The 15479-nt window shown below is 48.3% G+C and carries 17 protein-coding genes; 7 read left to right on the top strand and 10 right to left on the bottom strand.

The annotated features are described in order from the left end of the window. The first annotated feature begins 138 nt into the window (after positions 1–138). The 4 genes from AB3N00_RS20830 to AB3N00_RS20815 are packed head-to-tail and all read left to right on the top strand — an operon-like array spanning position 139 to position 3922. Positions 139–1248 carry an ABC transporter ATP-binding protein gene (locus AB3N00_RS20830; protein WP_175396790.1) on the top strand — a complete coding sequence of 370 codons (1110 nt, stop codon included), beginning with the start codon at positions 139–141 and terminating at the stop codon, positions 1246–1248. Then, positions 1238–2071 carry an ABC transporter permease gene (locus AB3N00_RS20825; RefSeq protein WP_175396789.1) on the top strand — a complete coding sequence of 278 codons (834 nt, stop codon included), beginning with the start codon at positions 1238–1240 and terminating at the stop codon, positions 2069–2071. Before AB3N00_RS20830 ends, AB3N00_RS20825 begins: the two co-directional genes overlap by 11 nt. Continuing rightward, on the top strand, positions 2046–2852 hold the full coding sequence (locus AB3N00_RS20820; protein WP_413036301.1) for an ABC transporter permease: 807 nt from the start codon (positions 2046–2048) through the stop codon (positions 2850–2852). The genes AB3N00_RS20825 and AB3N00_RS20820 overlap by 26 nt, the downstream gene beginning before the upstream one ends. Next, the gene (locus AB3N00_RS20815; protein WP_413036300.1) at positions 2849–3922 is read left to right on the top strand and encodes an ABC transporter substrate-binding protein; all 1074 of its coding nucleotides are present in this window, start codon (positions 2849–2851) and stop codon (positions 3920–3922) included. The genes AB3N00_RS20820 and AB3N00_RS20815 overlap by 4 nt, the downstream gene beginning before the upstream one ends. Positions 3923–4222: 300 nt before the next feature. Here the strand turns inward: AB3N00_RS20815 and AB3N00_RS20810 are convergent, their stop codons facing one another. Both AB3N00_RS20810 and AB3N00_RS20805 read right to left on the bottom strand, forming a co-directional pair. Continuing rightward, the gene (locus AB3N00_RS20810; protein WP_413036299.1) at positions 4223–4723 is read right to left on the bottom strand and encodes a hypothetical protein; all 501 of its coding nucleotides are present in this window, start codon (positions 4721–4723) and stop codon (positions 4223–4225) included. A 192-nt stretch (positions 4724–4915) separates the two neighbouring features. After that, entirely contained in the window at positions 4916–5953 is a 1038-nt protein-coding gene (locus tag AB3N00_RS20805) for an AraC family transcriptional regulator (protein ID WP_413036298.1), read from the bottom strand. A 157-nt stretch (positions 5954–6110) separates the two neighbouring features. Between AB3N00_RS20805 and AB3N00_RS20800 the strand changes: the two genes are divergently transcribed. Then, a complete protein-coding gene (locus AB3N00_RS20800) occupies positions 6111–6701 on the top strand; it encodes an NAD(P)H-dependent oxidoreductase (RefSeq protein WP_413036297.1) in 591 nt (196 codons plus the stop codon). 126 nt (positions 6702–6827) lie between these two features. Here the strand turns inward: AB3N00_RS20800 and AB3N00_RS20795 are convergent, their stop codons facing one another. From AB3N00_RS20795 to AB3N00_RS20785, 3 genes are all read right to left on the bottom strand, one after another. Then, positions 6828–7799, bottom strand: coding sequence for a cation diffusion facilitator family transporter (locus AB3N00_RS20795; protein ID WP_217506493.1), 972 nt, complete (start codon positions 7797–7799; stop codon positions 6828–6830). Between the two features lie 300 nt (positions 7800–8099). Next, on the bottom strand, positions 8100–8870 hold the full coding sequence (locus AB3N00_RS20790) for a DODA-type extradiol aromatic ring-opening family dioxygenase (RefSeq protein ID WP_413036296.1): 771 nt from the start codon (positions 8868–8870) through the stop codon (positions 8100–8102). After that, complete coding sequence (locus AB3N00_RS20785; protein WP_413036295.1) at positions 8870–9544, bottom strand: alpha/beta hydrolase; 675 nt, start codon at positions 9542–9544, stop codon at positions 8870–8872. The genes AB3N00_RS20790 and AB3N00_RS20785 overlap by 1 nt, the downstream gene beginning before the upstream one ends. Before the next feature lie 206 nt (positions 9545–9750). On the opposite strand from AB3N00_RS20785, the gene AB3N00_RS20780 reads away from it, so the two are divergent. Then, a complete protein-coding gene (locus AB3N00_RS20780) occupies positions 9751–10116 on the top strand; it encodes a glyoxalase superfamily protein (protein WP_413036294.1) in 366 nt (121 codons plus the stop codon). Positions 10117–10154: 38 nt separating this feature from the next. Next, positions 10155–10703 (top strand): helix-turn-helix domain-containing protein, encoded by a 549-nt coding sequence (locus AB3N00_RS20775; protein WP_413036293.1) that lies wholly within the window; start codon positions 10155–10157, stop codon positions 10701–10703. A gap of 78 nt (positions 10704–10781) precedes the next feature. Here AB3N00_RS20775 and AB3N00_RS20770 read toward each other — a convergent pair whose 3' ends face one another. The 5 genes from AB3N00_RS20770 to AB3N00_RS20750 all read right to left on the bottom strand — a co-directional run bounded on the left by AB3N00_RS20770 (position 10782) and on the right by AB3N00_RS20750 (position 15196). Continuing rightward, on the bottom strand, positions 10782–11501 hold the full coding sequence (locus AB3N00_RS20770) for a 3-ketoacyl-ACP reductase (RefSeq protein ID WP_413036292.1): 720 nt from the start codon (positions 11499–11501) through the stop codon (positions 10782–10784). Between the two features lie 79 nt (positions 11502–11580). Next, complete coding sequence (locus AB3N00_RS20765) at positions 11581–12480, bottom strand: DUF4097 family beta strand repeat-containing protein (protein WP_413036291.1); 900 nt, start codon at positions 12478–12480, stop codon at positions 11581–11583. Continuing rightward, positions 12477–13070 carry a DUF1700 domain-containing protein gene (locus AB3N00_RS20760; protein ID WP_413036290.1) on the bottom strand — a complete coding sequence of 198 codons (594 nt, stop codon included), beginning with the start codon at positions 13068–13070 and terminating at the stop codon, positions 12477–12479. The genes AB3N00_RS20765 and AB3N00_RS20760 overlap by 4 nt, the downstream gene beginning before the upstream one ends. Beyond that, entirely contained in the window at positions 13063–13392 is a 330-nt protein-coding gene (locus AB3N00_RS20755) for a PadR family transcriptional regulator (protein ID WP_175396778.1), read from the bottom strand. Before AB3N00_RS20755 ends, AB3N00_RS20760 begins: the two co-directional genes overlap by 8 nt. A 259-nt stretch (positions 13393–13651) precedes the next feature. Then, positions 13652–15196, bottom strand: coding sequence for an FAD-dependent oxidoreductase (locus AB3N00_RS20750; protein ID WP_413036289.1), 1545 nt, complete (start codon positions 15194–15196; stop codon positions 13652–13654). Between the last annotated feature and the right edge of the window lie 283 nt (positions 15197–15479).

Genomic DNA, 15479 nt, shown 5'->3' with positions numbered 1-15479 from the left:
AAGACACACAGCGTTTACACCAAAACCATTGCGGATATAGCTGAATCATATATAATAGATGGGATTTGTAATAACGAAGTGTTTATCGAAAGTGTACAGGGTAAGTTGTACCTCAAGTTTAAGGGGGCGAGATGAAACATGTCAGATCAACAACCAATTATCCGGTTCGACCGGGTGACCCAGCAATACGATCAGGATGAAGCCGTATTGAAGGAAGTCAGCTTCGAGATTGAGCGGGGTAAATTTTATACGCTGCTTGGCCCGTCGGGCTGCGGCAAAACGACAATATTAAGGCTGATCGCCGGCTTTGCGGAGCCGACACAGGGCAGTATTTATTTTAATGGAGCACTGATCAACCGTGTTCCTGCCCATCAGCGCCAGGTCAATACCGTGTTTCAGGATTACGCGTTATTTCCGCATTTGAATGTATTTGAGAACGTGGCGTTTGGTTTGCGGATCAAAAAGATGAAAACGGCTGAAATACGCAGCAAAGTATTGGAAGCCCTCAAATTCGTCAACCTGTCCGGATATGAAAACCGCGAGATCGGCGAGATGTCCGGTGGACAGCGACAGCGGGTCGCGATTGCACGTGCGATTGTAAATGAACCTGAGATCCTGCTGTTGGATGAGCCATTGTCTGCACTCGATCTGAAGCTTCGGACCGAAATGCAGTACGAACTGCGTGAGCTGCAGCAGCGGCTGGGCATTACGTTTATCTTTGTCACGCATGATCAGGAGGAAGCGCTGGCGATGTCGGATGAGATATTCGTCCTGAACGGCGGTGTGATCCAGCAGAGCGGTACGCCGAATGATATTTATGATGAGCCAATCAACCGTTTTGTGGCGGACTTCATCGGGGAATCGAACATTGTATCCGGCAAGATGAAACAGGACTTTGTGGTGGAATTCGCCGGAGCACAGTATGAATGTGTCGACCAGGGATTACAGCCGAACGAGCCGGTTGAGATCGTGATACGTCCAGAGGACTTGGAGATTACAACCGAAGATCAGGGCAAGCTGAAGGTCAATGTCGACTCCCAGCTGTTCCGCGGAGTGCATTACGAGATATCCAGTTACGACGATGCAGGTAATGAATGGCTTGTGCATTCTACGAAGAAAGCGGTCGTAGGGGAACGGATTGGCCTGTATTTTGACCCGGAAGCCATCCACGTCATGCGCTTTAATGAGACCGAAGAAGAATTCGACAAACGACTTGAAGCCTATCAAGAGGCCACCCATGCAGAGTAAGGCGAGTACACGCAATGCGTATCTGATTCCATATGTATTATGGATGGTGCTGTTCGTTGTCGCTCCGGTACTGCTGGTTGTCTATTACTCGTTTTTTGATGTGGAGGGCAACTTCACGTTTGGCAACTATGCCCGCTTCTTTACGCCCGTATATATGCAGATGACACTGAGTTCATTCTGGTATGCCCTGCTGATTACGGTGTTTGCCCTGTTAGTTTCGTATCCGACAGCGTATTTGCTGACCCGGACGAAGCACAAGCAGTTGTGGCTGCTGCTGATCATTTTGCCAAGCTGGATTAATCTGTTGTTAAAAGCCTATGCCTTTATCGGCCTGTTCGGAACATATGGCCTGACCAACTCCCTGCTCGAAGTGATCGGTATAGGTTCGCAGCAGATTTTGTTCACCGACTTCAGTTTTATCTTTGTTTCGGTGTACATCTTCATTCCGTTCATGATTCTTCCAATCTTCAACGCGTTGGAGGAAATGAATCCTTCGCTCATCTATGCAGCGCGGGATCTCGGAGCTTCATCCTGGCTGACGTTTCGCCGGGTCATCTTCCCGCTGACGCTCTCTGGAGTTAAATCGGGATGTCAGGCTGTATTTATTCCAGCATTATCCTTGTTCATGATCACCCGCCTCATTGCGGGGAACCGGGTTATTACGCTGGGAACAGCCATTGAACAGCATTTCCTCGTCACCCAGGACTGGGGGATGGGGTCAACGATTGCTGTCTTTTTGATTATTGCGATGGCGATCATTATGTTTCTGACCGGATCAGGGAAGAAGGAGGTGCGTAATGGGAAGAAACGGAAAGCTGTCTAACGTCTATTTGGCCGTCGTATTTGCGATCCTGTATGCACCGATTGCGTACCTGATCTTTTATTCCTTCAACAGTGGCGGCCACATGCGTAATTTCGAAGGATTCACGCTGGAATGGTACAGGGAAGTTTTTGCGGATACCCGGCTGCTGATCATTGTACTCAACACATTTATTATTGCGCTGCTGTCATCAGCAATTTCAACCATACTTGGTGTGGCAGGAGCTCTTGCAATCTATCATGTGCGGCGTAAACGGACCAAAAACACGCTGCTGTCTCTCAATAACGTGTTGATTGTAAGCCCGGATGTCATTATCGGTGCATCCTTCCTGATTTTGTTCACCATGATTGGGATCAAACTGGGATTCACATCGGTCCTGCTGTCCCATATCGCATTCAGTGTGCCAATCGTGGTCATCATGGTACTGCCGAAGCTGCAGGAAATGAGCCCAACGCTGATGGATGCGGCACGCGACCTGGGAGCAGGATCATGGCAGATTCTGACACGTGTGGTGCTGCCCTACGTCAAACCGGGTATATTCGCCGGGTTTTTCATGGCATTGACGTATTCGCTGGATGACTTCGCGGTTACATTCTTTGTCACGGGGAACGGATACTCCACACTCTCGGTGGAGATCTACTCCCGGGCGAGACAGGGTGTATCCTTGTCCATCAATGCACTGTCGACCTTGCTCTTCCTGCTGACCGTGGTGCTGGTTATTGGATATTACTTCATTAACCGCCGCGCTGCACGGACACCTGCCGGAAGGGGGCTGCGTCCATGAAGCAACTGGTACGGACGTTTGCGATCGTGTTTGTGGCTGCCTTTGCCCTGATGATCCTGGCTTCATATCTCAATAAGAGCCAGGGATACTCGGGCGGCAACACGCTGACCATCTATAACTGGGGCGATTATATCGACCCGGATCTGCTGACGGAGTTTGAGGAAGAGACAGGCATTAAGGTCATCTACCAGACATTCGACTCTAATGAAGCGATGCTGACCAAGATTGAGCAGGGCGGGACTACCTTTGACGTAGCCATACCTTCCGAATATGCGATTAGCAAAATGAAAGAAGAGAACCTGCTCATTCCCATCGATCACAGTAAATTAACGAATTTGAACAACATTGATTCCCGGTTCCTGGACTTGTCCTTTGATGAAGGCAACCAGTACTCCATCCCGTATTTCTGGGGGACGGTGGGAATTGTGTACAACCCTGAACTGGTCAACGGTTTGACGTTTGAGAGCTGGAACGACCTGTGGGACCCACGGCTGAAAAACCAGATCCTGCTGCTGGATGGTGCTCGTGAAGTCATGGGAATGGGACTGAACAGTCTCGGCTATTCCCTGAATGATACCAATGAAGACCATCTGCAGGAGGCTTTGGCGAAACTGTCTACCCTGACGCCTAACGTCAGAGCCATTGTCGGCGATGAGATCAAAATGCTGCTGGCGAACGAGGAAGCGGCGGTAGGACTCGTATGGTCCGGAGACGCATCGGAGATTATGGATGAGAACGACAAGCTCGATTACGTGGTGCCTGAGGAAGGCTCGAACCTCTGGTTTGATAATATGGTCATTCCGAAGACGGCGAGCAACATTGAAGGGGCACACCAGTTTATTAACTTTATGCTGGACCCGGATCATGCCGCACGTAATGCCGAGTATGTCGGATACTCCACACCAAACGCGGAGGCACTGAAACTGCTGCCAGAGGATATCTCGGGCGATGAGCGTTTCTATCCGGATGAGACACTGACAGGCAAGCTGGAAGTGTACGATAACTTGGGTAAAAAAATGCTTTCGCATTACAACGACTTGTTCCTTGAGTTTAAAATGCACAGCAAATAGTCAGCTGAGCGGCATGACCACATGCCGCATACACGGCTGTAACATAGCTGCAAAAAATCCCCTGAATCCATTTAAAGGATCAGGGGATTTTTCTTCTGACTACCTACATTCCAAGCAAACAGCTCAGGTTGTTGTCATAACTGGTTTACACATAACGGAGAGGGCAGACAAACGGGAGAAGCGAAGCGCTCGCCTTTATTCCTGGATTTCTCCCTTTAGTAAAGGGGGATCAAGAAATCCGGGAATAACAGCGATCGAAAGTTGTCTGCCGTCGAAGTGTCGAGTGTAAACGATTTTGGTCTACATGTTTCTTTTGCGACCCACGATTAACCACGCCCCGCCCATAATCAGCACAATTGCGACGAATGGTTGGATGAAGGACAGACTGCTCAGCATCGAACCGATGGACATGACGGAGAAGAATAACAGTGAGATCACCGTCAAAATGTTGATAGGGATAAGCAGCCATTTATTCCGTCCGCCAAACCAGTACAATTCAAACAAACCTACAGCTACCGCAAGGATAAAGCCAGGCCACATCGTGCCCCAGTTGCCGAAGAGCATGGCGATCTGGCTAACCACACCGGCAGTCAGCAAAATACCGCCCGGTACAAGCAAGCCAACCCCTCTGCCAATCATGGAGAAGTACAGCCAGTGGAAAAACAGCCCGAGCGGAATCACAAACAGGGTCGGCCAGAAGGTAGCAAAAATGGTGCCCGGACCGAGTGAACCTCCCTGGTTCAGAATCAGGTACACGCCCAGCAAAATGAGTACAGGCGCCAGGATCGTACGTTTAGCCATGATATCTCTCCTTTTCAACATTCATTAGAGTCATTCCGAACAGTCGTGAAGTTTTTTTTCTCGTTACACACAGCATACCATGAACGAGAAAAGGCTATCCTCGGTCTTTGGAGTTAAAATGAACCTAGACTTAAGTCTAGGTAGATGACAAGGATCAGGTTCCTCACACCGAAGTCGTAACTTCGTATAGTCCTAATCGACTGGCATATAGTGCTTCAAGTCCGCGCGGTATTGCCCGGGCGTCCGTCCGGTCCACTTTTTGAAGGCGTTCTGAAACGCACTTTGCTCGGAAAAATGAAGGGCATAGGCAATTTCACCAACGGAATAGTTTCCTCCCCGCAAATAGTTCAGCGCAAGCTCCTTACGTACCTGAACAGATATTTCATGGTATGTCGTACCTTCTTCACGCAATCGGCTTTGAAGTGTACGAATGCTCACGCCCAGATGCTCTGCGGTATGTTGTAATGTCGGAAAGGTGGCAGGTAGGCTATCGAGCAGCCAGCGGCTGACTTTGCCAGAGAACGTATGGGAAGAATGAAGCAGTTCCTTGCTTTCCTGGGCCATCGTTTCAAACACTTTCAGCATCTTTGCATCCGAGTAAAGAACGGGGTGACTGAGAATGTCCTTGTGCAGGCGTAATTGATTATGGTTGTCTCCAAATTGGGGAGTTACTCCGAACATGTCGACGTATGGGGTCAGGTTTTTTGCTGCTTCAGGCGCTTCATGGCTAAAACGGATCTCCTTTATGTCCACTGGGCAATTCCCCAGTTTACGGATGAGAGATAACACGGAGACAGTCATATCTTCCACGCAATGACGGGACATCTGCTGCGGTGATTGCAAAAACAGACGAAGAACCACATCTTGCCCTTGGATCTCCCAATCCAGATTGAATCCGCTGTACAAAATGATGTTATACCGCTGATATGCAGCGAGTGCATCACCAATCGTTTTGGAATGCATCATAACGTAACCGAGAAGGCCCAGGTCAGCAAAGTCGAGCAGGAGCCCTTGATTTAAGCCGAAATACAAATCATTGGAGTATTCAGAAGCTTCCTGCAGAATTCGTTCCAGTTCTTCGACTGGAATTCGGGCTTCAGTATGCTGCAATATTGCCGAGTCAAAACCGGCATACTTGAAAAAGGTTTCGGGGTCATATCCTTTGTGAACGAGCGTTTTCATAATTGGATACAGCATGGAAATGGATACTCCGAGATTGTGATTATTCATGTACCTCCATTGCGCGAATTAGCAATTTTTTGGCGTCCTCGATCATTTGTTTAGAGGTAGGTTCACCTTATGATGATAGTACGCCTGCTTCTTCGGCTTTCATGTCAGCATTTTATGCAAAATGCTTACGTACTTATTATACAGGAGGAACCCAAGTATGAAATCCAATATTCTGGTCATTAACGGCCATCCTGATCCGGAAAGCTATTGCAGAGGGCTATCCGATGCTTATATCAAAGGGGCTCAAAAATCCGGCAGTGATGTAAATTTTATTGATTTGAGCCACATTCAGTTCAATCCGAACCTGAAATACGGTTATCGTAAACGGACGGATCTTGAGGATGATCTGGTGAAAGCCCAGGAGCTCATTCGCAGAGCTGACCATTTGGTGTTTGTGTATCCCTTGTGGTGGGGAGCGATGCCAGCTATTATGAAAGGTTTTATCGACCGTATATTTTTGCCGGGGTTTGCCATGAAATATCGGGAAGGCTCGCCCCTGTGGGACAAATTATTAAAGGGAAAGTCGGCGCATCTCATTGTAACGATGGATACACCACGTTGGTATAATCGGTTGATATACAGGCAAGCCGGGCACCGGGTCATGAAATCGAATATTTTGAAATTTTCCGGTGTCTCCCCGGTACGGGTTACTGAGATTAGTCCGATCAAGGGGTCAACCGAAGCGTTTCGTCTGAAGTGGCGGGAGAAAATTGAGGCCTTGGGGATGAAACAGGGCAAGAGCCAATGAGGCTATTGCCCTGAACCGCAGGACTGAACCACAGCCTGAAGGCTATAGTTGAAAGTTAATTGATCATGAAAGAGCCCACTCCAGCTGGAGTGGGCTTGGTCTGTTTTATTTACATCAAAGCGTTCGTTATTTGATGACATCCGAGTGTTTTTTGCCCCAGCTTTTCACCCCATCATCTTCAATAATGGAAATGGCCGCATCAGCGATGTCCGGATTGGTCATCAATTTCTCCTGAACACGGAACTTGATATCGTCAGCATCGGCCAGAGACAGGCCTTTGGTCAGCTCAATCAGTCCTTCAACATGGTAATAACGGCCTTCCTGGATGATGCGCATCATCTGGATATCGGCCACATGGGAGTCTGCCAGAATGGTCTGGGACACTTTGTCCTCAATATCCTGTGGAGCAGCGACACCGATGAGTCCAATCATATTGTCGTATCCGACCCGGAAGGCTACGGCAATCATCAGACAGCCAATCAGGGTAGTCACAATGCCATCAAGCAATGCGAAATTGGTCAATGCGATAACAATGACAGAGATCAAGGCAAGTGTTGCCCCGAGTACCGCTACCACATCTTCGTAGAATACGAGTCGTGTTGGTGGTGCAGCGCGTCCCACGTTTTTGATCGCTGCAGGAACAAGGGAGAAACCGGACGCCTTGGGCGCACGCGCTTCAACAAGGATTTCCTTCATCGCTTTGATCAGGATGGCACCGTCAATCACAATGTTAAGTACGAGCACACCGATGTTGATCCAGAGGCCGCCTGAATGACCAGCAGGATGCTGCAGCAGGTGAATTCCTTCATGGATGGTTTCGTAGGCCATAATCGTCACCACGATCACGGCAATCATACAGAAAATGTTGATGACCCGTCCAAATCCGGTTGGGAAGCGACGTGTCGGTTTTTTTTCGGACAACACACTTCCGACAAAAACGAACCCCTGATTGATGGCATCGGCGAGCGAGTGCATGGCAGAGGCAAACATGGCCCCGCTGCCACTGAATAGAAAGGCTCCTCCTTTGCACAGAGCGAGTACGGCATTACCTGCCATAGCTACGGCCGAGGACGTGTTTCCCTTTTTGACGAGAGACATGAAGCTCTCAGACTTTGCTTGTTCAGCCACGTTGAATGTTCCTCCCAAAAAATTTGATAGGTGTAAAATTCAAGATTCTTAGTTACATCTTGTGCATTACCACTAAATGTTATTATAACCCGCTTTACATATCCCAGCATTATGCATAAAAGGTCATATTATAATATGGACAAAATTAAGGATATTGAATAAGGAGCTTCATGAATTAGTTATTTAAAAGGGTGCATACAAAAAAAGCACTCATAGAGTGCCTTTCAATAGTATTCCTTGTGCATCAGTCATTAATGCGGATTCTTAAACTTAATCAAACTTCCAGCAGGACAAGCTTAGATTACCATATTGATAAGCTTTGAACAGCAGGGATGCTTTCTTGGTCTGATCGCCCGCGCCCATGGCCAGCAGCAAGGGTACAAAATGCTCGGGTGTAGGCACTGCAGTCCGAGCGGACGGTGCCAGCTTATCATAAGCGAAGAGCGCTTCGGTATCCCATTGGACCAGCTTGTCCTCCAGCCAGTTGTCGAACTCCATCGCCCAAGAGTCCATGCCGTTGCTCTCCCAGTTCAGCTGGCGCAGATTGTGGACGGTACCGCCGCTGCCGATCACGAGGATGTCTTGTTCGCGAAGTCCAGCAAGTGCTTGACCGATCCGATATTGCTGTTCATTCGTCAGATATCGATTCACGGACAGCGCAATGACGGGGATATCTGCATCAGGGTAGAGCAAGCGAAGGACAACCCAGGCACCGTGATCCAGACCTCGAACGGAATCGGCTTCTGCGGGAATACCAGCTGCTGTGAACAGGCGAAGGACCTCGGCAGTTGTCTCAGCATGGCCTTGAGCCGGATATTTGATCTGATACAGTTCCGGCTGGAAGCCGCCAAAATCATAAATGGTCTCATAATGGGTTGTGGAGGATACGAGCTGAGTCGTGGACTCCCAATGCGCAGAAAATAGTACGATTGCCCGCGGTTTGGGCAGCTCCTGCCCAAGTTTTTGCAGAAATTCGGTGTACACATTTTCCTCCAGTGCAAGTGACGGCGCACCATGTGCGATAAAGAGGGATGGCATCATTATGCAATCAGTCCTTTCGGGTCCCCGGCAGTCAGTTCAGCATCGCTGCGAAGCCAGTGTTGAAGTTGATCGTAAAGCTCAGCAGTGACGTGATGCCCGCCAGGGTACAGAACGTAAGTGACATTGCTGATATGTTCACGGAAATAGTCTGCGTTGTCTTCACCCAGCTGCAGGGGGAAGAGATGGTCCTGGTCTCCGTGGGAGATGAATACGGATAACGCTGTTCCGGGTTGTATTGGATACTCGTCTTTTACAAATTGCGGGATGTAACCACTCATGGCTGCGATCCCTTTGATGGCATCACCCATGATCAACGAAAGCGTCATAGCCATAATGGCACCCTGGCTGAATCCGGCGATATAACGACGAGCCGGATCAATCGCATATTCTGAGGACAGGTGCTGGATAAGCTGCTGCAACCCCTGAGCGGAGGTGTCAAACAACTCACGAACAGGATTGCCAATGCTTTTAATTTGAAAATAAGCATAGCCGCCGCCCTGAACAATCGATCCACGAACAGCCACAATAATAAAATCGGCTTGCATCGGTTCCATTAGTTGAAGCATGTCCTGCTCATCCGAACCCATGCCGTGCAGGGCAAAGATAACCGGATATTTCTGATCTGTATCGTAATTGGAAGGAACCCGAACTTCATAAGTAAATGAAGAATTCAATGGAATCACCGCCTGAAGAAATTTAGTTATTGAATAGTTCACCAATATGAAATTTATATTCTTATTTATGAACAAAATTTATCACGATTCCATTGTAGGGTCAATATTATTTTTGTATTATGAAAATATGTTTACGTATAAGAAACCTATAATAGAAACTAGCGTTGCTGAGATTGAATCAAATTATTCCCAAGGAAGTGATCAGGATGTTGAAGGGGATTGTGCCTATTCTGAGGATATTTGATGAGGCCAAGGCGAGAGAATTTTACATCGAATATCTGGGATTTGGTTTGGATTGGGAGCACCGTTTTGAAGAAAATATGCCCTTATATATGCAGATATCGTTCGACTCTGTTATCCTGCACCTGTCTGAGCATCATGGCGATTGCACTCCAGGTGCTGCGCTACGAATCGAAACGGATAATCTGGATGCTTGGTGTGAAAGGCTTAATCAGAAAAATTATAAACATGCCAGGCCGGGGATTACGGATACGCCTTGGGGATTAAGGGAAATGACTGTGGCGGACCCATTTGGGAACCGGATTATTTTTTATGAGTCTCCCAGCGAATAGACTGAGAATTCACCAAGACAGAAAGGGAGGGAAGTATGATGGATATTGGCTTGGCCATTCGCACCATACGAAAGCAGAAACAGATTACAATCATGCAAATGTGCGAGGGAACGGGATTATCGAAGGGGTTTATCAGCAATGTGGAAAATAATAAAACATCGCCATCCATTGCAACACTCGAAAGTATAGCGGATTATCTGGAAGTTCCCCTTCCGTACCTGCTGCTGACACCTGAGCAGCGGATGAACGTGGTACGCAAGAATGAGCGCCAGGAAACGACTGCAGCAAACGGGTCAATTAAGGTGCAGCATCTGACGGCAAAAGGAGCAATGCGAATGTCCATTGTGGAACTGCCTCCAGGCGCCTCCACAGGGGTTAGCAAGCATGCGGGTGAAGAGAGTCACCTTGTCCTCCAGGGAAGGATTCGTGCGGAGCAGTGTGAGGACGTGGAGATTTTGGAAGTGGGGGATTCGTTTAGCTGGAATGCTATCGTTACTCATGAGGTGACCAATATTGGTGATGAGACGGCAGTTGTGCTAATCGCTGTGTCCAAAGAGCTGGATCTGGACCGTTTGTGGAACAAGTAAGGCGTGTGCATACTCACAACGGCAATCAATTAAAAAGACCGCCGAGAGTTTCTCCGGCGGCCTGATCAATCCTGTTGTTTACTGTGGATTGGTTGTCCAAATACCTGCAGCTTTAACAAATACACGGTCGGAGAGCTTGAGTGTAGCCAGAGCAAGCTCGGCTACATCTTCCGCTTGCATCATGCGATCTTCGTCTCCAATTTTCAGACCGGCATTGGTCGCAAGCTCGGTATTTACCGTACTTGGTGTCAATGCCGTTACCCGAATGTTGGATTTGCGTACTTCCTGCATCAGGGATTCAGTCATCCCAAGCAGGGCGAACTTGGATGCACAGTACGCTGAACCTGTAGCGAATCCACGCTCGCCTGCAGTAGAAGCGATATTAATGATACTGCCGCTGCTTTCCTTGATCATGCTCGGCAGTACGGCACGTGTGACGTAATATGTACCCATAACGTTGACATGCAGGATGCGCTCCCACTCTTCCGGATCCATGTCAAGCAACGTTCCGAAGCTGGCAATGCCTGCGTTATTAATGAGGATATCGACTGCACCAAGCTCCATTTCGATCGCTGCTACAGCTGCTTCAGCTTGGGTACGATCGGAGATGTCAGCTACGGCACTGGTTACTTTAATGCCGTATTCCAGGCTCAAGGATTGCTGAAGGGCCTCCAGATCGGAGGCGGTACGGGCGATTAAGCCGAGATGTACACCTTCCTTAGCAAGTGCTTCAGCAATGGCACGGCCAATGCCTTTACCGGCGCCAGTAATGACAGCCGTTTTATTTTTAAGTTCCATGTGGGTAACTCCTCCTTAAAAGTTGGACTGGCATTTTAATTATACTATATTACCCACAGTTCGGATATTTGCTTCATCATTACTTGGTGATTTTGATGCTGCCTGAAGTGGTACGGGCCTTGATGACTTCCTGGTTAATCATCGGAGATTCCGGTACATTAACATCTCCGGAAGTGGCCTGGGCGTCATAGACTCCCTCAAAGTCTGGTGCGGCTTGAATGAATATATCTCCCGATTGTCCCGATACATCGATAGGCCCGGGTGCAGCTTGCTCAATCTCCACGCTACCGGAAGTGAATTTGATCAAGGCGGCGCCGCTTAATTTGGTAATCTCGGTATCGCCGGATTGGATTCGGCTGTTCAAATCACCTGTGATCTGATCTGCCTGGAAATTACCGGAGTTCATAGACACATCCAGATTCCCGTGAATCCTGGAAGCTTCGAGATCGCCTGATGTTAATTCCAGTTCAATACGTGGGGCAGAGATATCTTCCAGCTGAATGGATCCCGAGGTATTATTCAGCTCAAGCAGATTGGCGTTCAAACCGGTCAAAGTCCAGTCGCTTGAGGAAGAATCGAGCTTAACCTCATTTAGTTGGTGCCCTTCAGGCAGGGCAACGGTAATTTTGGAATCACGGTCATTCCAATACAGGGTGAAAAACTGTAATTGCTCACGTTCTGTCTGGGATAGTTTAAATGTCCCTTCGGATAAAGTAGCCTGTTCGAAGCTTTGGATAACAGCTGGGTCCCATTTACCGTCTACCTCGATATAACTACCGGAGTCCGGGCTGACCACGAATTCAATATCCGCGCTAAAATTAGCGTTCATGATGACACTTTGTAACTCATCACTTTTAAAATCCCATCGCTTGGAATATTCCTCCCGCTTGTCTCCGAACTGAACTCCATATATGGACGTTCCGAGCAAACCTATACCGATACAAATGACCGCTAAAGCCAACCATTTTTTTGTACTCATGCGGAAATGTCTCCTTTCATCGTCTTTCTGTTCCATCTCAGGTATTGAAGAGTCGCTGCCTTGAAGCCCTTAAATACCCATTTCGCAGCAATGGCAAATAGAATACCCACACCGAATGCCCCAATGGCCACGAACAGTTCTGCCTTGTCGAAATGATTGAGAAACAGGAAGTCCACAGCAGCTGCGACAGGGGCCAAGACCAGCAAGGACAGACTGGCAATCACAAGCCACACCGACCAGAGTGTTAACCCCAGAGGAATCCCCAGGATCAAATTCAGAAAAATCAATCCAATTCCGGTAAAAAAGTTGCGAGCTGCTCTATTGCTGCTCTTCGGTGGCCGCATTTCTCCATAAGTCGGAGCGTAAAAGGGATCTGAGCCCGGTGTATTTACGTCATAGCGGTCACCAAGTGCTTCCCGTGCAATCTCTTCCGGACGGCCCAGTTCACGGGCAATCTCTTCTTCCGGTCTACCTTCTCGAAGCCCGAGTTCGAAATGCTGATCATAGTCTGCGAGCAACTCTGCCCGTTCCTGAGGTTCCATTGGCCGCAGATGAATTTCCATGGCCTGCATAAAATGTTTTCTATTCATTGTGGGTTCCTTCCTCAATAAGATTTGCGACATTGCGTACAAATTCATTCCATTCTGTAGTCAAGGCCTGCATATAGTCACGACCGGTATCGGACAGCTTGTAATATTTACGCGGTGGTCCCTCGGTTGATTCTTGCAAATAGGTGGTGCAATAACCGTCTTGAACGAGTCTGCGCAGCAATGGATACAGAGCGCCTTCAGCAACTTCAATATGTTTGGAAACCGCCTGAGCCAGTTCGTAGCCATACCGATCCTGGCGGTTAATCAGTACCAGGACGCATAGCTCCAGCACTCCCTTTTTGAACTGGATATTCACGTTCACACAGGTTCCTCCTTATTCCTTCTTCAATCACTAGTGTGTATTGATCAGTAGTTATGGATTCATCATAGCATTCAGTACTGTTTAATGCAAGGTAGTGATTTAAAAATAGTTCCGTGTCACGATTCTGTCCTGAGTTATCGTCGTCTGGTGACATTGTGGATCAATAACTTCCCATAAGACCAGCATACGCAAAACCCGGGTAAGATGCCTCCGTCCGAAGGCGGAGTCCTACCCGGGTCTGTAAACCGAATCTTTACTATTATTCTGAGGCTTCAAGCACTTTGAGGTCTTTGACAGCGGGTCCTTCAATCACTTTACCTGCAAAATCGAAGCGGGAACCGTGACAAGGGCAGTCCCACGAGCGTTCTCCTTCATTCCATTCCACTTCACATCCCAGATGAGTACAGGTTGTATCGACCAAAAACAGTCTGCCACTGGTGTCCTTGTAGGCACCGGCCCGTTTGCCGTTATGACGAACCACGGCGCCTTCATCGTTGCCAATCTCGCTGACGTCCTTGTGAACAATGCCTACTTTGCCGGAGATTAATTCTTTAGCTACATTCGCGTTTTCTATAATAAAGTTTTTTACACCAGGATCCGCTTTGAATCTCGCGGGATCGAATACAGCGGCATGGGGGTTGTCACGACCGGTGATACGGTCTGCCAGAATATGTCCGGCCATTGTTCCTGTGGTCATGCCCCACTTGGCGAACCCGGTAGCAACATAGACCCGTTCATGTCTTCCGGTAATGGGTCCAATATAGGGTACCTTATCGATGGATATCAGATCCTGGGCAGACCAGCGGAACGGAATGCTGCGGATGCCGTACGTCTCCTCTGCGAATCGTTCGAGGCGTTCATAATGACCATAGGTACAGATACCCTGTCCGGTTTTGTGGTTTTCTCCCCCGAAAAGAATCAGTTCCTTTCCTTCATGAAGCACTTTGCGCAGGGATCTGGTCGGTTCATCGTCCGATATATACATGCCGCCGGCATAGGTTTTTTGAGGTTCCACTGCAACAGCATAAGAGCGCTCTGCGTGCAGCCTTGTAAAATAAAAACCTGGGTCATACACAGGGAAGTGGGAAGCCACAACGACATGTTCAGCTGTCACGGATGGACCATTACCATAGGTTCGTACATGAAGTGAGGCATCCTCTTCAACGTCAGTTACCGTTGTATGCTCATAGATCTGAACCCCTTGCTTGACCGCTGAATCGAGCAGGTAATGCAAATAAGCCAGTGGGTCGAAGCGAGCCTGACCAGGCATTTTAATGCCTGCTCTCGACGGAACCGGAATTGGAAGTGGATCGACCCATTCACCTGGAATGTTCAGCTTGCCGTAGGCGGTAAGCTCGATCTCCAGCTTTTTCAGGTTATCCTCGGATTGAATGTACACGTAGGCATCTTCTTCTGCCCACTGGCAATCGATCTGTTTTTCCTTCACCAGATTGCGTACCCAGTTGGCAGCTGCAGCATTGCCTTCATAATACATGCGTGCCTGTTCGTGTCCGAAGTGGTGGAGCAGCTCATCGAATATCACCCCATGCTGTGCAGAAACCTTGGCTGTGGTATGTCCGGTTGTACCATCCAGTACTTTTCCCGCTTCCAGAACCACCACACGCATGCCTGTTTGGGCGAGCAAATAGGCTGTTGTGATACCTGCAATACCTGCACCAATAATGGCTACGTCTGCCGTGATGTCTTCAGTAAGCTTCGGATATGCATCGAATTCATGAGTAGCCCTCCAGATGGACTCCGGGACAGGGGGCAAGCCCGTTGGGGGCTGTTGGTTATCGCTCATTCGGTATTTCCTCCTTGATCTTTCTTCAGGTCAAATCCATGGTTCGTATCCCAACAAGCTCGAATGGGATGTACTCCTATCCATGATTGCCACACTATGTCCGAATAAAACGATCCGAGGCAGAGTTTACAGACCAATGTTCACATTTTCCTGTGTAGAACCCCTGTTTTTTTTGCTGAACATGCTTTATGATAAGGTTATCGAAACCGTTTTAGTAAATGTGGAAAAGAACATACTATTACTCTTTTAAATGTTGATTTGGCAAGGTTTTTTGCCTGTATAA

The sequence above is a fragment of the Paenibacillus xylanilyticus genome (assembly GCF_047246825.1).
Classification (GTDB): domain Bacteria; phylum Bacillota; class Bacilli; order Paenibacillales; family Paenibacillaceae; genus Paenibacillus; species Paenibacillus xylanilyticus_B.
Note: the sequence above shows the minus strand (reverse complement) of the source record. Positions and strands in the feature narration are given on the sequence as shown.

Bases quoted from the DNA above. Each gene is read 5' to 3' on its own strand.
- AB3N00_RS20830 (WP_175396790.1), top strand. From the start codon at position 139: ATGTCAGATCAACAACCAATTATCCGGTTCGACCGGGTGACCCAGCAA.
- AB3N00_RS20825 (WP_175396789.1), top strand. From the start codon at position 1,238: ATGCAGAGTAAGGCGAGTACACGCAATGCGTATCTGATTCCATATGTA.
- AB3N00_RS20820 (WP_413036301.1), top strand. From the start codon at position 2,046: ATGGGAAGAAACGGAAAGCTGTCTAACGTCTATTTGGCCGTCGTATTT.
- AB3N00_RS20815 (WP_413036300.1), top strand. From the start codon at position 2,849: ATGAAGCAACTGGTACGGACGTTTGCGATCGTGTTTGTGGCTGCCTTT.
- AB3N00_RS20810 (WP_413036299.1), bottom strand. From the start codon at position 4,723: ATGGCTAAACGTACGATCCTGGCGCCTGTACTCATTTTGCTGGGCGTG.
- AB3N00_RS20805 (WP_413036298.1), bottom strand. From the start codon at position 5,953: ATGAATAATCACAATCTCGGAGTATCCATTTCCATGCTGTATCCAATT.
- AB3N00_RS20800 (WP_413036297.1), top strand. From the start codon at position 6,111: ATGAAATCCAATATTCTGGTCATTAACGGCCATCCTGATCCGGAAAGC.
- AB3N00_RS20795 (WP_217506493.1), bottom strand. From the start codon at position 7,799: ATGTCTCTCGTCAAAAAGGGAAACACGTCCTCGGCCGTAGCTATGGCA.
- AB3N00_RS20790 (WP_413036296.1), bottom strand. From the start codon at position 8,870: ATGATGCCATCCCTCTTTATCGCACATGGTGCGCCGTCACTTGCACTG.
- AB3N00_RS20780 (WP_413036294.1), top strand. From the start codon at position 9,751: ATGTTGAAGGGGATTGTGCCTATTCTGAGGATATTTGATGAGGCCAAG.
- AB3N00_RS20775 (WP_413036293.1), top strand. From the start codon at position 10,155: ATGGATATTGGCTTGGCCATTCGCACCATACGAAAGCAGAAACAGATT.
- AB3N00_RS20770 (WP_413036292.1), bottom strand. From the start codon at position 11,501: ATGGAACTTAAAAATAAAACGGCTGTCATTACTGGCGCCGGTAAAGGC.
- AB3N00_RS20765 (WP_413036291.1), bottom strand. From the start codon at position 12,480: ATGAGTACAAAAAAATGGTTGGCTTTAGCGGTCATTTGTATCGGTATA.
- AB3N00_RS20760 (WP_413036290.1), bottom strand. From the start codon at position 13,070: ATGAATAGAAAACATTTTATGCAGGCCATGGAAATTCATCTGCGGCCA.
- AB3N00_RS20750 (WP_413036289.1), bottom strand. From the start codon at position 15,196: ATGAGCGATAACCAACAGCCCCCAACGGGCTTGCCCCCTGTCCCGGAG.